General features: G+C 65.0%; 13 protein-coding genes. 9 read left to right on the plus strand and 4 right to left on the minus strand.

Annotated elements, in window-relative coordinates:
- Positions 1-18 precede the first annotated feature (18 nt).
- The gene (locus RHPLAN_RS36240) at positions 19-1,866 is read right to left on the minus strand and encodes a glycoside hydrolase family 15 protein (RefSeq protein WP_068029333.1); all 1,848 of its coding nucleotides are present in this window, start codon (positions 1,864-1,866) and stop codon (positions 19-21) included.
- A 238-nt stretch (positions 1,867-2,104) separates the two neighbouring features.
- Positions 2,105-2,827, minus strand: a complete 723-nt coding sequence (locus RHPLAN_RS36245) for a HugZ family pyridoxamine 5'-phosphate oxidase (RefSeq protein WP_068029337.1) — start codon at positions 2,825-2,827, stop codon at positions 2,105-2,107.
- A 189-nt stretch (positions 2,828-3,016) separates the two neighbouring features.
- Between RHPLAN_RS36245 and RHPLAN_RS36250 the strand changes: the two genes are divergently transcribed.
- The 5 genes from RHPLAN_RS36250 (at position 3,017) to RHPLAN_RS36270 (ending at position 7,091) form a co-directional block, all read left to right on the plus strand.
- Positions 3,017-3,718: a response regulator transcription factor gene (locus RHPLAN_RS36250; protein WP_068029341.1), complete on the plus strand. Its 702-nt coding sequence runs from the start codon at positions 3,017-3,019 to the stop codon at positions 3,716-3,718.
- A 145-nt stretch (positions 3,719-3,863) separates the two neighbouring features.
- The gene (locus RHPLAN_RS36255) at positions 3,864-5,702 is read left to right on the plus strand and encodes a sensor histidine kinase (protein ID WP_084246266.1); all 1,839 of its coding nucleotides are present in this window, start codon (positions 3,864-3,866) and stop codon (positions 5,700-5,702) included.
- Positions 5,703-5,709: 7 nt separating this feature from the next.
- Positions 5,710-6,150, plus strand: coding sequence for an HPr kinase/phosphorylase (locus RHPLAN_RS36260; protein ID WP_068029344.1), 441 nt, complete (start codon positions 5,710-5,712; stop codon positions 6,148-6,150).
- Positions 6,151-6,360: 210 nt separating this feature from the next.
- Positions 6,361-6,762: a PTS sugar transporter subunit IIA gene (locus RHPLAN_RS36265; protein ID WP_068032401.1), complete on the plus strand. Its 402-nt coding sequence runs from the start codon at positions 6,361-6,363 to the stop codon at positions 6,760-6,762.
- Positions 6,763-6,773: 11 nt separating this feature from the next.
- On the plus strand, positions 6,774-7,091 hold the full coding sequence (locus RHPLAN_RS36270) for an HPr family phosphocarrier protein (protein WP_068029347.1): 318 nt from the start codon (positions 6,774-6,776) through the stop codon (positions 7,089-7,091).
- 137 nt (positions 7,092-7,228) lie between these two features.
- On the opposite strand, the gene RHPLAN_RS36275 is transcribed toward RHPLAN_RS36270, so the two are convergent.
- Complete coding sequence (locus RHPLAN_RS36275) at positions 7,229-7,864, minus strand: UdgX family uracil-DNA binding protein (RefSeq protein WP_068029351.1); 636 nt, start codon at positions 7,862-7,864, stop codon at positions 7,229-7,231.
- A 207-nt stretch (positions 7,865-8,071) separates the two neighbouring features.
- Here RHPLAN_RS36275 and ahcY point away from each other — a divergent pair, with 207 nt between their 5' ends.
- Positions 8,072-9,484: an adenosylhomocysteinase gene (gene ahcY, locus RHPLAN_RS36280; RefSeq protein ID WP_068029354.1), complete on the plus strand. Its 1,413-nt coding sequence runs from the start codon at positions 8,072-8,074 to the stop codon at positions 9,482-9,484.
- Positions 9,485-9,767: 283 nt separating this feature from the next.
- Positions 9,768-10,496, plus strand: coding sequence for a tetratricopeptide repeat protein (locus tag RHPLAN_RS36285; RefSeq protein ID WP_157100711.1), 729 nt, complete (start codon positions 9,768-9,770; stop codon positions 10,494-10,496).
- 41 nt (positions 10,497-10,537) lie between these two features.
- On the opposite strand, the gene RHPLAN_RS36290 is transcribed toward RHPLAN_RS36285, so the two are convergent.
- The gene (locus RHPLAN_RS36290; RefSeq protein WP_068029360.1) at positions 10,538-12,064 is read right to left on the minus strand and encodes a glycosyltransferase family 39 protein; all 1,527 of its coding nucleotides are present in this window, start codon (positions 12,062-12,064) and stop codon (positions 10,538-10,540) included.
- Positions 12,065-12,165: 101 nt separating this feature from the next.
- Between RHPLAN_RS36290 and RHPLAN_RS36295 the strand changes: the two genes are divergently transcribed.
- Complete coding sequence (locus tag RHPLAN_RS36295) at positions 12,166-12,957, plus strand: C40 family peptidase (protein WP_335341046.1); 792 nt, start codon at positions 12,166-12,168, stop codon at positions 12,955-12,957.
- Between the two features lie 18 nt (positions 12,958-12,975).
- The gene (locus RHPLAN_RS36300; protein WP_157100712.1) at positions 12,976-13,995 is read left to right on the plus strand and encodes a Bug family tripartite tricarboxylate transporter substrate binding protein; all 1,020 of its coding nucleotides are present in this window, start codon (positions 12,976-12,978) and stop codon (positions 13,993-13,995) included.
- The last annotated feature ends 75 nt before the right edge of the window (positions 13,996-14,070 follow it).

Consider the following 14,070-nt stretch of genomic DNA (forward strand, 5'->3'; position numbering starts at 1 on the left):
GCAGATGGGCAGCGTCGCTCAGGACGGCGTCGTCTCGCTCGGCTTCGTATCCGATTTGGCATCCGACTTGGCGCGATGCTCGGCCCGCTGCTCCGCGGGCTTCTCCATTCGGCTGAGATTGCACGCGCTGTTGACCAGCGCGAGATGCGAGAACGCCTGAGGAAAATTGCCGACCATGCGGCCAGCCTTTGGATCGTACTCCTCGCTGAGCAGGCCGAGATCGTTCTGCAGCCCGACGAGACGGTCGAACAGCCGCTCCGCGTCATCACGCCGGCCGAGCATCACATAGGCGTCGACCAGCCAGAACCCGCAGGCGATGAACACGCCCTCGCCGGCCGGCAGCCCGTCGTCACTTTGCGCCGTGTCGTAGCGCCGCACGAATCCGTTCACGACAAGCCGCTTCTCGATTGCGGCCACCGTGCCGCGAATGCGCGGATCGTCGGCGTGCAGGAAGCCGACGGCCGGAAGCATGAGCAGGCTCGCGTCGAGTTCCTTCGATCCATAGGAGCGGACGAACGAATTAAGCTCGGAATCGAATCCATGGCGGCAGACCTCGTCGTGAATTTCCTGCCGAATCGTCCGCCAATGGTCGACCGGCCCTTCAAGCCCGAACGCGTCGACGCTCTTGATGGCGCGGTCGAACGCCACCCAGGCCATGACCTTGGAGTGCGTGAAATGCAGCGGTTCGCTTCGCACCTCCCAGATGCCGTTGTCGGGCTCGCGCCAACGCTTCTCGAGGTCCTGAAGCACCGCAAGCCCGATCGCCCGGGCATTCTCATCGGCCGGGATGCCGCCCTTGCGTGCCTGATACAGCGCGTCGAAGAGCTCGCCATAGACGTCGAGCTGAAGTTGCTCATGCGCGGCGTTGCCGATGCGCACCGGCGCGGAACGTTCATAGCCGGGCAGCCAGTCGATCTCGTATTCGGTCAGCCGGCGTTCGCCGGCAAGGCCATACATGATCTGAAGCTGGTTCGGCGTCCCGGCCACGGCACGAATGAGCCACGCCCGCCAGGCGCGCGCTTCCTCATAATAGCCGGTGTTCATGAAGGCGAGCAGCGTGAGCGTCGCGTCGCGCAGCCAGCAGAATCGATAGTCCCAGTTGCGCGTGCCGCCGATCTGCTCGGGCAACGACGTGGTCGCAGCCGCAACCAGCCCACCGGTCTGCGCGTGAGTCAGCGCCTTCAATGTGATCAACGAGCGCTTGACCGTTTCGGACCAGCGACCTTCGATTTTGCAGCCCGCGGTCCAGTCTCGCCAGAATTTCTCGGTCTGACGGAGGAGTCGCGACAGATCGACGGGCGGTGGATCGGGCAGATGCGACGGCGCGTATGTCAGCGCGAAAGACGCGGTTTCGCCCTTGCCGATTTTGAATTCGCCAACCGTCTTCATATTTTCGCCGTGCAGCGGGATCGACGATTGCAACATCAGCTTGTCGGGACCCGCGATCGCGCGAAGCCGTCCGTGCTCGCACCTGGTGACCCAAGGCACGACCTCGCCATAGCCAAAGCGGATGACGAGCTCGGTTTTGAACGAAACGCTGCCGCGTTCCGCCGTCAGCAGCCGGACCACATGGGAGTGCCCGCCGCGCGGCGGCATGAATTCGGTCAGCGTCGCCGTGCCGGTGTCGGTTTCGAACCGCGTTTCGAGCACCAGCGTGTCGGGTCGATAGCGCCGCGTGGATCGCGCACCCGGCGATGTGCATGCGATCGACCATCGGCCGTTGTCAGGCGAGCCGAGCAGCGCCGCAAAACATGCGCCGGAGTCGAAGCGCGGCCAGCACAACCAGTCCAGTGAGCCGTCCTTGCCGACAAGGGCGGCCGTCTCGCAGTCACCGATGATGGCGTAGTCCTCGATCCGAAGCGGCATGGTTGCTAAGGCGTGTGGTCGATGGATGCTGTCCGCATCCGGACCGCCAAAGCGTATTCGGCTGGAATAGGATTGCCCCTGCGGGGCAAGACACCAAAACCGTGCATCAGCTCACATTCCGAATGCCGGGCGCGCTGGTGCGAACCGCGGAATCAGCCGCCCAGCCGACATAACCGCTCAGGTTCCTTTTGGTTCAACGGCTCGCGGAGTGAGCCAGCCGTGATCGCGCACGCTGCCTTCAGGCGGCCCTCGCCTGCTCGGCAAGCTGCTTCAGCACGACGCGCAACGCGCCAGGCTCGGTCACGCGCTTGGGGAACGGAAGCCGAAGCCCGATCCGCTCCCACTGCAGGTCGAGCCCTTCGGGATCGCAGCCGACGCAGCGCCACGCCCCGTCGGGCGCGCCGAGAAGCTTCGTCGCGTAGAGCCGGCAGGTGTCGGCATGGTCGGCGTTCATGTGCTCGATTGCGGAAGGCTCGGCTTCGAGCATCGCCTTGGCGTCGCTGACGTCCGTGAGGAGATCGGCCGGCGCCAGATCGACGATACGGCCGAAGCCCGCCACGAGATGCGCGCCCTTGAGCTTCAGTTCGTAGAACGCAAAGTCGGCAAAGTCCGCGAACATCTCGGCCTCGGGCTGGTAGGCCAGATAACGCCGCCGCGCGTCCGGATTCTCGGTCTTCTGCACCGTGCCCATCAGCATGACGCGGGCGCCCTGCAGCGGATCGCCTTCCTTGCGCTCGTCGAGCATCAGCGAGGCCCGCGGGTCGGCCAACGCATTCCTGGTATGGACCGCGAGCCGTGAGATCAGGAGAAGCGGCGCGCCGTCGGCCATGGTCGCGATATTGACCAGCGAGCAATAAGGGTCGCCGGAGCCCGCCATGAGCGTCGCAAGCGCCCCCGACCGGGCCTCCCGCATCAGCTTTTTAGCCGTGACCTTGGGGTCGAAATCGGCGCTCGGCTTCATATATGCACCTAAGGCTTGGGATGATCTGACTTCATCCGGGTTGGCGACGCGCCGCAAGACGTGATCGGGAACTTAAGTTCGGAATCTGGCCAACGGATTGACGAATCACGTATTTGTCGAAGCCCTGTCACATTTCGGCCTAGCTTTACGGGCTTGAAATTAGGCGGAACTCAACCCTCCTGGGGAACCATGCCGACCATCGCTCTTGTCGACGACGACCGTAATATCCTGACGTCGGTGTCCATCGCACTGGAAGCGGAAGGCTATCGGATCATGACCTATACCGACGGCGCTTCCGCTCTGGAGGGGTTCAAGACCTCGCCGCCGGACCTGGCCATCCTGGATATCAAGATGCCCCGGATGGACGGCATGGAGATGCTGCGCCGACTCCGCCAGAAGACCGACATGCCGGTCATCTTCCTCACCTCCAAGGACGAGGAGATCGACGAGCTGTTCGGCCTCAAGATGGGTGCCGACGACTTCATCCGCAAACCGTTTTCGCAGCGGCTGCTGGTCGAGCGCGTCAAGTCGGTGCTCCGCCGCACCGCCCCGAAGGACGCGACTGCGGCCGCGAAGGAGCCGGACATCAAGGCGCTGGAGCGCGGGCAACTGCGCATGGACCCGGAGCGGCACACCTGCACCTGGAAGAACGAGGCGGTGACGCTGACGGTCACCGAATTCCTGATCCTCCAGGCGCTGGCCGCGCGCTCGGGCGTGGTGAAGAGCCGCAATGCGCTGATGGATGCCGCCTACGACGATCAGGTCTACGTCGACGATCGCACCATCGACAGCCACATCAAACGGCTGCGCAAGAAGTTCAAATCGGTCGACAACGAATTCGACATGATCGAAACGCTTTACGGCGTCGGCTACCGTTTCAAGGAACTCTGACGGTCCGGGCCCTCTTGCCCTCCCGGACGCCAGCCAGGCTGTCCGGGCTTGCGAGTGGATTTGCCGCAAACGGGCTGTCGAGCGCACCCCTGCCGATGTGATAGACGAAGGCGTGGGCGGCAACCGATAGACGGCAGCGACCCCTTTGCTCGATCGAACCACAGAAGCCACGGCAGACCAGACCGGGACAGCCACGCCCGGCGAGGCTGACGCGCGAGCGCCGCGCAAGCCGTTCTTCACGCTGCCGGGCAAGATTGCGCATGTCTATCGCGAGGGCGGACTGCATGGGCTTGCGCGCAGCGCCGGCCGTTTCTTCTTCGTCCAGAGCTTCTCGAGCCTCACCCGCCGCATCGTTTCGCTGAACGTTGCGGGCCTTGTCGCGCTCGTGGTCGGCACGCTGTACCTGTCGCAATTCCGCGCCGGCCTGATCGAAGCCCGCGTGCAAAGCCTTGTGGTGCAGGGCGAGATCATTTCGGGCGCGATCGCGGCGTCTGGCACTTCCGACACTTACGGCAACTACGGCGACCGCGACCGCGGCCTAGACCTGCCGCCGATCGAAAACTACGGGGACGACGGCCTCACCGGCCTGGAATTCTCGATCAATCCGGAGCGCGTGGCACCGATCCTGCGCCGGCTGATCTCGCCGACCAAGACGCGTGCCCGCATCTACGACCGCAACGGCTATCTCATCCTCGACAGCCGCAACCTCTACCTTCCGGGCGAGGTGGTCCGCCTCGATCTGCCGCCGCCGAACGAAAAGAAGCCGAACTACTTCAAGCGCCAATGGGAAAAGCTGCGGCTCTGGCTCGGACGCGGCGACCTTCCGCGCTATCACGAGCTCGGCGCCGATGCCGGCAAGGATTATTCGGAGGTGGCCCAGGCGCTGAGCGGCGCGCAGAGCGCCTACATGGTGCGCGTCACCGATGCCGGCGAGGTGATCGTCTCGGTTGCGGTGCCGGTGCAGCGCTTCCGCGCCGTGCGCGGCGCGCTGCTGCTCTCGACGCAGGGCGGCGACATCAATCAGGCGGTCGAGGCTGAGCGGCTGCAGATCGTGAAGCTGTTCTTCATCCTGCTCGGCGTCATGGTGGTGCTGTCGATCCTGCTCGCACGCACCATCGCAGGCCCGATGAAGCGGCTCGCCGACGGCGCGGTGCGCGTCCGCCACCGCATTCGCTCGCGTGTCGAAATCCCCGATCTCACGGCGCGCGGCGACGAAATCGGCGATCTGTCCGGAGCGCTGCGCGACATGACCAGCGCGCTCTACAGCCGCATCGAGGCGATCGAGAGTTTCGCAGCCGACGTAGCCCATGAGCTGAAGAACCCGCTGACCTCGCTGCGCTCGGCCGTCGAGACGCTGCCGCTCGCCAAATCGGCGGAAAGCCGGGGCCGCCTGCTCGAAGTGATCCAGCACGACGTCAAGCGGCTCGACCGGCTGATCTCGGACATCTCCGACGCGAGCCGCCTCGACGCCGAGCTGCAGCGAAACGACGTCGCGCCGGTCGATATCGCAAAGCTCCTCACCACCGTCGTCTCGGTGCAGAACGAGTCGCGGCAGAGCGACGTCAAGGTGGTGTTGAGCTTCGAGGGCGGCGGACCGCGCGCCTTCATCGTGCCGGGCCACGACTCGCGGCTCGGCCAGGTGATCAACAACCTGATCGACAATGCCCGCTCGTTCTCGCCGGACGACGGCACGGTGCGGGTCACCTGTCGAAGACTGCGCGACGAGGTCGAGGTCTTCATCGACGACGACGGGCCCGGCATCCGGCCCGAGGCCTTCGACAAGATCTTCGAGCGCTTCTACACCGACCGGCCGCATCAAGGCTTTGGCCAGAACTCGGGGCTGGGGCTTTCGATCTCCAAGCAGATCATCGAAGCCCACCGCGGCAAGCTCTGGGCCGAGAACCGCACGGCGGTGCCGACCGGAGACGGCGAACCGCCACGCGTGCTCGGCGCGCGCTTCACGGTGCGGCTGCCGACCGTCTGACGCTCCGATGCCGCGCCCGACCATCCACGCCTCCGCGGTCCTGATCGGTGCCCGTGCGGTGCTGATCCAAGGGCCGTCCGGCTCGGGCAAGTCGGGCTTGGCGCTGGCCCTGCTGGCGCCCGGAGTCCTGCCGTTTGCCCGGCTGATCGCCGACGACCGGGCCGAGGTCGAGGCGATGCACGGCCGGCTCCTGGTTCGGCCACCCCCGGCGCTGGCTGGACAGATCGAGGTCCGCGGACTGGGCATCCGGCGTTTGCCCCACGAACCGGTGGCGGTGGTGGGTCTTCTGGTCGATCTGGCTGCCCCGGACGCCAGCCGGCTGCCGGAACTGACCGCCCAAACACGTGAAATCGAGGGAATCACCCTGCCGCGGCTAGCAGTCGCAGCGGGCCAGGCTCCCCTCCCGCAGGTGCTGTCCTACCTACGAACATGTGATGCTGTCGTGTGATTGTGGCGCTGCGGAACCGGCTGCAAATTGTGGCAAATGCCCCCATATGACGCTCAAGCCGTTGCGGCCGCGCTATTGCAGGCCCTGGCTGTTTACCGCAATGCAGCAACCCACTAGTATTGGCTGTCGAGCCCTTGAACTTGGGCTTTGGATCAGGATGATTGCCGCCCGTTCGAGCGGCGCAGCCGCGCCCGCCGGGGTTTCCCGAAGATGATAGGTATCGTTCTCGTGACCCACGGGCGGCTTGCCGTCGAATTCCGCGCAGCCCTGGAACACGTTGTCGGCCCGCAGAAGCAGATCGAGTCCGTCACCATCGGACCCGATGACGATGTCGAGCAGCGTCGCAAGGACATCATCGAGGCGGTGAAGCGCGTCGACACCGGCGACGGCGTGGCGATCCTGACCGACATGTTCGGCGGCACGCCGTCGAACCTGGCGATTTCCTGCATGGGCCGCCCCAACGTCGAGGTGATTGCCGGCATCAACATGCCGATGCTGGTCAAACTCGCCAAAGTTCGGGAAGAATGTCCACTTGAAGAGGCGGTCGCCGCAGCTCAGGCTGCCGGTCGCAAGTATGTCACGATCGCCAGCCGGGTCTTGGCCGGCAAGTAACCGACCGGCAAATGGGCGACGACAACACCGACCACGCTGCCCCTGACACGCCCGCCGGCGCAGACGTCCGCGTCCTCGAAATCGTCAACAAGAAGGGACTGCACGCCCGCGCCTCGGCCAAGTTCTGCCAGACCGCAGAACGTTACGACGCCGACGTGCGCGTGACGCGCGGCCAGGAGACGGTCGGCGGCCGATCGATCATGGGCCTCATGATGCTGGGCGCCGGCATCGGCACCAAGATCACCATTGCGGCGACCGGCAACGAAGCGAGCGCCGCAGCGGACGCGCTGGAAAAGCTGGTCACCAGCGGCTTCGGCGAAGAAGACTGAGTCTAGTAATTCAATCGAAGCTTCGGAATTTATGGCCCTGGGTCCCCGCTTCCGTGGGGACGAACGACTGATGGGTCGGAGACTCTCTCCCCGTTCGTCCCCGCGGAAGCGGGGACCCAGTGCTTCGCACGTGGATTTCACGCCGCCTGCTTGCCCAGATACTTCGCGACCAGGCGCAGATCGGCGACGAAGGCGCGGTACTGCTGCTCCTTGTCCTCGCGCTCCTGCACGCGCAGCAGCGCCGACGGGTGCACGGTGACGAAGGCGACCGCGCCGTCGGCAAGCTTGTGCGCCGCGCCGCGCGACTTGCCGATCGCCATCGGCCTGCCGAACACGGCGCGCGTCGCGGTGAGGCCAAGCGCGACGATCACGGCCGGACGAACGATCGAGCGCTCCTGCTCGTACCACCAGCGGCAGCGATCGATCTCGCCGGCGTTGGGCTTCTGGTGCAGCCGTCGCTTGCCGCGCATCACAAACTTGAAGTGCTTCACCGCATTGGTGACGAAGGCCTTGTCGCGGGCGATGCCGGCCTCGGCCAGCGCCTGATCGAGGAGCCGCCCGGCGGGCCCGACGAACGGCTTGCCCGCCAAATCTTCCTTGTCGCCCGGTTGCTCGCCCACCAGCATCACTTCGGCGTCGCGCGAGCCTTCGCCCGGCACCGCCTGGGTGGCGTCGGTGTAGAGCGGGCAGCGGCGGCAGGCGTCCTCGGCCTTGCGCAGCGCCGTGAGCGAGGTCACGACCGGGGAGTCGGCCGACAGCGCCGGCATGGCCATAGGGCAGCTCCCGATCCTTGAGTCCGAATGTCACGAATCCTTCAGGAAACGCCCGTAAACCGCGCAGGTTCGGACTCCTTAGAGGACATAAAGAAATCTTTATATCCTCGTTGCACCTCGTGGCCTGCCCTGCTATAGGCAGCCGCGAAGGGCGCAGGCCGAAAGCCGCGCGCCGAAGCTCTATTTCTCCAACCAGCAGGGACCAACATGGCCGTCGCCAAAGAGTACATCGTCAAGGACATCGGACTCGCCGATTTCGGCCGCAAGGAAATCTCGCTCGCCGAGACCGAGATGCCGGGCCTGATGGCCACCCGCGAGGAATTCGGCCCGAAGAAGCCGCTCAAGGGCGCGCGCGTCGCGGGCTCGCTGCACATGACGATCCAGACCGCGGTGCTGATCGAGACGCTGGTGGCGCTCGGCGCCGATGTGCGCTGGGTGTCGTGCAACATCTACTCGACGCAGGATCATGCGGCCGCCGCGGTCGCTGCCGCCGGCGTGCCGGTGTTCGCCGTGAAGGGCGAGACCCTGAAAGACTACTGGGATTACACCGCCAAGCTGTTCGACTGGCATGGCGGCGGCCACCCGAACATGATCCTCGATGACGGCGGCGACGCCACGATGTACGTCCACCTCGGCGTGCGCGCCGAGAAGGGCGACACCGCGTTCCTCGACAAGCCGGGCTCCGAGGAAGAGGAAGTGTTCTTCGCGCTGCTCAAGAAGCAGCTCAAGGAGAAGCCGAAGGGCTATTTCGCCGAGATCGCCAAGAGCATCAAGGGCGTCTCCGAGGAGACCACCACCGGCGTGCACCGTCTCTACGACATGCAGAAGGCCGGCACGCTGTTGTGGCCTGCGATCAACGTCAACGACTCGGTCACCAAGTCGAAGTTCGACAACCTCTACGGCTGCCGCGAATCACTGGTCGACGGCATCCGCCGCGGCACCGACGTGATGATGTCGGGCAAGGTCGCGATGGTCGCGGGCTTCGGCGACGTCGGCAAGGGCTCGGCGGCTTCGCTGCGCCAGGCCGGCTGCCGCGTGATGGTGTCGGAGATCGATCCGATCTGCGCGCTGCAGGCGGCGATGGAAGGCTATCAGGTCGTGACGATGGAAGACGCGGCGCCGATCGCCGACATCTTCGTCACCGCGACGGGTAACAAGGACATCATCACCATCGAGCACATGCGGAAGATGAAGGACCGCGCCATCGTCTGCAACATCGGCCACTTCGACAACGAGATTCAGATCGCATCGTTGAAGAATCTGAAGTGGGACAACATCAAGCCGCAGGTGGACGAGATCACGTTCCCGGACAACCACCGCATCATCATGCTGTCGGAAGGCCGCCTCGTGAACCTCGGCAACGCGATGGGTCACCCGAGCTTCGTGATGTCGGCGTCGTTCACCAACCAGACGATCGCGCAGATCGAGCTGTACGCCAACAACAGCGACGGCAAGTACAAGAAGGAAGTGTACGTGCTGCCGAAGGCGCTCGACGAGAAGGTCGCGCGGCTGCATCTGGCCAAGATTGGCGTGAAGCTCACCGAGCTGCGGCCGGACCAGGCGTCCTATATCGGCGTGCCGCAGCAGGGTCCGTTCAAGTCGAATCACTACCGCTACTGATCGAGGCGGAAATCCCGCAGTCGAATGCCCCGGCCGAAAGCCGGGGCATTTTTTTTGTAATCGTCGCCGCGGCAAGCACTGCATCTGAATCGACCGAGCTTCGCCGGCTGCCCACCGAGCGATCATCGCGATGCCGCCGTGTCCAGGCACCGGCAGCGGATTTCTTGCCACCGGGCACCCTGTGTGACTTTGCTCACTCCGCAAATGCCGAAGAACCGGCTTAGTTCTTGCAACGCAAGCATTGCGTTGAATTGATTTATTCATAACCGCACCAGAGGTGGTCGTGAGATACCTCATCAGGTTTGCCACGGTGGCCATCGCCACGGTGTCGATTGCAACAAACTGTCAGGCCGGCTCCGAGCCGCCTCCCGCACTGTCCGATGCGCTCATCCACTACGCCAAGCTGGAATATGTGCAGGCGCATCGGATGCTCTCGCCGCTTGCCGACGACGGAAACGCAGTGGCGCAGGAGATCCTCGGCTTCATGCGTGCGCGTGGCGAAGGCGTGCCGCGCGACGACATCGCAGCGGTTCGCTGGTTCACGCTCGCTGCGGAAGCCGGGCGCGCCGAGGCGCAGTTCGAGCTCGGCCGGATCTATCGCGACGGCGTGGGCGTGACAGCCGACGGCAGAGCCGCGTTGCATTGGTTGCGCAGCGCCGCCGACCGGGGCAAGGCCGACGCCTACGAAGCGGTGGCCGAACTCTACCTCGGACGAAGCGGCATTCCGGCCGATTCGGCCGCAGCCAACGAATGGTTTCTGCGCGCCGCCGAACGCGGGTCCGCGCAGGCGATGTACAACATCGCGTTGCGCCATGCCGAAGGCCAAGGCGTGCCCCGCGACGACATCGAAGCGCTGATGTGGTTCGATCTGGCCTATGGCGACGCTGTCGGCAGCCTGCGCGACACGATCGCCAGCGCCCGCATGGCGCTGACCGAGCGTCTGATGCCGATCCAGGTGCAAATGGCGCTGAACCGGGCGCGCGAATGGACGCGCACCCATCGCCAAGAGTAATGGACCAGGAGTGACGGGCGAGGCGTAACGCGACGGCCCGCTCAAGGCTGCGGCGGCACGATCATGATCACGTAGCGCATGGTCGGACCCGGCCGGCCGAAATAGCTGCGCGTGACATCGGCTTCGATGCGCGGCCCGGAGAGATTGAGCGCCGTGGCCGGCATCATGCATGTCGGGTCGCCGGCCGGGCAGACCACCGCAATCCCGTCGCGCGGCAGGCGCGCCACATCCACCCACGGTGCCAGTATGCGGTTGAATCCCGGAAAGGCCACGGCTTTGCCGGGCAGATAGAACGCCACGCCATAGGCCAGATCGATGTCACCGCCGACGAACTTGAGCGGCTTGTCGGTGATGCGCCGCCATTCGTGGGCCACACGGTCGGCGAGGAGCCGCGAATGCATCGCCGCCGGCGTCATGCCTTTGCGGTGGATGCTGTCGGCGATGAATGGCGCAGCCGCGACCATCACGACCGGCAGCACGACGGCAATCATGACTGTGCCGATCACCGGCCGGCGATCGAGCGTGATCAGAGGCGACGACAGCAGCACCACCGGCAGCAGCGCCCAGGCCGACATGGTCCAGAGCGGGGTGATTTCGAAGTCGAAGACCGGTGCGAGCGCCGCCGGCAACAGCAGCGGTGCCCAGAACGCGATGGCCGCAAGCCTCCGCTCGGGATCTCTCGGCCACAGCAGGTCGGCTGCGATCGCACGGTTCGGGCGGATCGCGGCCAGCGCACAAAACAGCGGAACCGCCACATAAGCCAGACCGCCGATCAGATAATTGCCCGCCGTCTTCAGCGGATGCCCTGCGCCGTAACGGACGTTGGTGGCGTAGGTGAGCGGCGTGTAGTCCGTTGTCATCAGCCAGATGACATGTGGCGCCATCGCGACGGCGCCGACCGCGATCGTCACCCACGGCGCGGCCGATTTGAAATATTCGGCGCGACGCCGATCGATCAGCACCGCAAGAGCCAGACCCAGCAGCAGGAACACCGACCAGTATTTGCCGAGCATCGAGCCCGCCGCGAACAATCCGGCGAGCGCGGCCCAGAGAACGCTCCGCCGCTCGTAGGAGCGCAGGAAGCAGAACGCGGTCGCAGCCCAGAACGGCAACAGGATGGTGTTGGCGTTGAACTTCAGCGCATGAAAGTTGAAGAACGGAATCAGTGTCACGAGCGCCAGCGCAAGCGCCCGCTTCTCGCCGTCGAGGTAATCGCCCGCGATTTTCCAGATGATCCAGAGAGCCGCACCCGAGATCACCATGGCGAACAGATAGAACGACCAGTCGGCGGCCGGAAACACCGCGAACCACGCAGCGGTGAGCCACGCGCCCATCGGCGGATGCTTGGGATAGCCGAGGGCGAGCTCCCGCGACCACTGCACCATCTCGGACATGTCGGGATGCACGTCCTGGCTCGCCTTGGCCAGCACGCCATAAAGCGTCCACACGGCCACGTAGGCGGTCAGAACAATGGTCACGGTCCGCTCGCGCCGCGCCGAATCGCTGAGCGCTGCGAGCAGCCGCTCGGCCGGGGCGGCAAGACGATCGAGCAGACGAGGCTGGGTCATCGTCGGTGTAATGGCACGGCCGCGCCGAAGCGGTCCATATGGCATCGCAGCAGACGCTCAAGGAAATTTGCGTTTGCTGCGTTCCGGAAGCAGCCATATCTTTGCCGCCTCACAGAACCACGCTGGGCATGTCGGTCACCATCAAGCTGCTGGACTGGATCGGGGAACGCGTCGCCCTGCAACTGCAGAAGCCGACCAGCGGCTACGAGCCTTATGCGGCGGCACGGCCCGAGCTCGTGGCGATGACCATCCGCCCGGCCGACATTCTCCTGGTCGAAGGCCCACGCTCGAAGATCAACTCGGCGATCCGTTATCTGACACAATCGACCTGGTCACATTCGGCGATGTATGTGGGCCTGGGCGCCGGTCTCGGCGAGCGCGACGGCGAGCCGCTGGTGCTGATCGAAGCCGAGCTTGGCAAGGGTGTGATCGCTTCGCCGCTGTCGAAGTACGCGACCTTCAACACCCGAATCTGCCGGCCGGTCGGCCTCACGCCGGAAGACCGCATCGAGGTGATCCGCTTTGTTACCGAGCGCATCGGCTACGCTTACGACCTGAAGAACATCATCGATCTGATGCGCTATTTCCTGCCGAACCCGCCGGTGCCGGCGCGCTGGCGCCGGCGCATGATTGCGCTCGGCTCCGGCGAGCCGACGCGCGCGATCTGCTCGACTTTGATCGCGCAGGCCTTCGAAGCGGTCGGTTACCCGATCCTGCCGGAGGTGCGGCGGGTAGACGACGTGAGCCGCAAGGAAATCCTTCACATCCGGCATCATTCGCTGTACGCACCGCGCGACTTCGACATCTCGCCGTTTTTCGCCGTGGTGAAGCCGACCATCGAGACCGGTTTCGACTATAAGAAGATGCAGTGGGACAACCACAAAAACGCCTGAACACTGGGACGGAAACGAATGGGCTCTTGGCAATCTCTTGGCCGCCACGCGGCGGTCATGCTGTCGATGCTGGTCGTCGCAACGGGCGCCGCGCAGGCGCAAAACGCGGCCGAGTTCTACCGCGGCAAGACGATCAACGTTTACATCGGCGTGGGCGTCGGCGGCGAATACGACATTCAGGCGCGTCTGGTGGCGCGCCACATCGGCAAGCACATCCCGGGCAATCCGACCGTGGTGCCGCAGAACATGACCGGCGCCGGCGGGCTTCGCATGATCAACTATCTCTATAACGTCGCGCCGAAGGACGGCACCAATATCGGCATGATCGCCAACGCTTCCGTGGCGATGCAGGCGACCGGCATCGCCGGGGTGCAATTCGACGCCGCGCAGATGCAGTGGCTCGGCTCGATCGCGCCAGCGGTCGAGACCATGGCGGTCTGGCATAGCGCCGGCGTGAACAGCATCGACGACGTGCGCAAGAAGCAGGTTGTGGCCGGCGCCTCCGCGCGCGGCGCCATCACCTTCATCTATCCGGAGATGATGAACGAGTTTCTCGGCACCAAATTCAAGATCGTCACCGGGTATCCGGGCGGCAACCAGATCAACCTCGCCATGGAGCGCGGCGAGGTCGAGGCACGCAACAACACCTGGTCGAGCTGGAAGGCCACCAAGCCGGACTGGCTGAAGGACAAGAAGATCGTCGTGATCGCCCAGGCCGGCCCGCGCGCGCCGGACCTCGACGCGCCCTCGGTGGAGGACGCGGCGCGGACGCCGCAGGAGCGGCAGCTGATTGAACTGGTCACCTCGGGCACGCAGCTCGGCCGGCCCTTTGCCGCCAACGCCGCACCGGCCGACCGGGTCGCGACGCTGCGGGCCGCTTTTGCCGCCACCATGAAGGACCCGGAGTTCCTGGCCGAGGCCGGTCAGCTGGGCTTCGAGGTCGATCCCGTCCTGGGCGAGAAAATGCAGAAAATCGTGGAAAAGGTGCTGGCGACGCCCAAGGACGTGGCCGCCAAGGCCAAAGGCCTGCTGGAGTGACCACGAATAGGCTCTTAACGGGTCGCGCCGGCCCCTCGCGCAAAAGCGCTCGGCGGCGCTTCCTGTTTCGGTTGC

The sequence above is a fragment of the Rhodoplanes sp. Z2-YC6860 genome, assembly GCF_001579845.1.
Lineage (GTDB): Bacteria > Pseudomonadota > Alphaproteobacteria > Rhizobiales > Xanthobacteraceae > Z2-YC6860.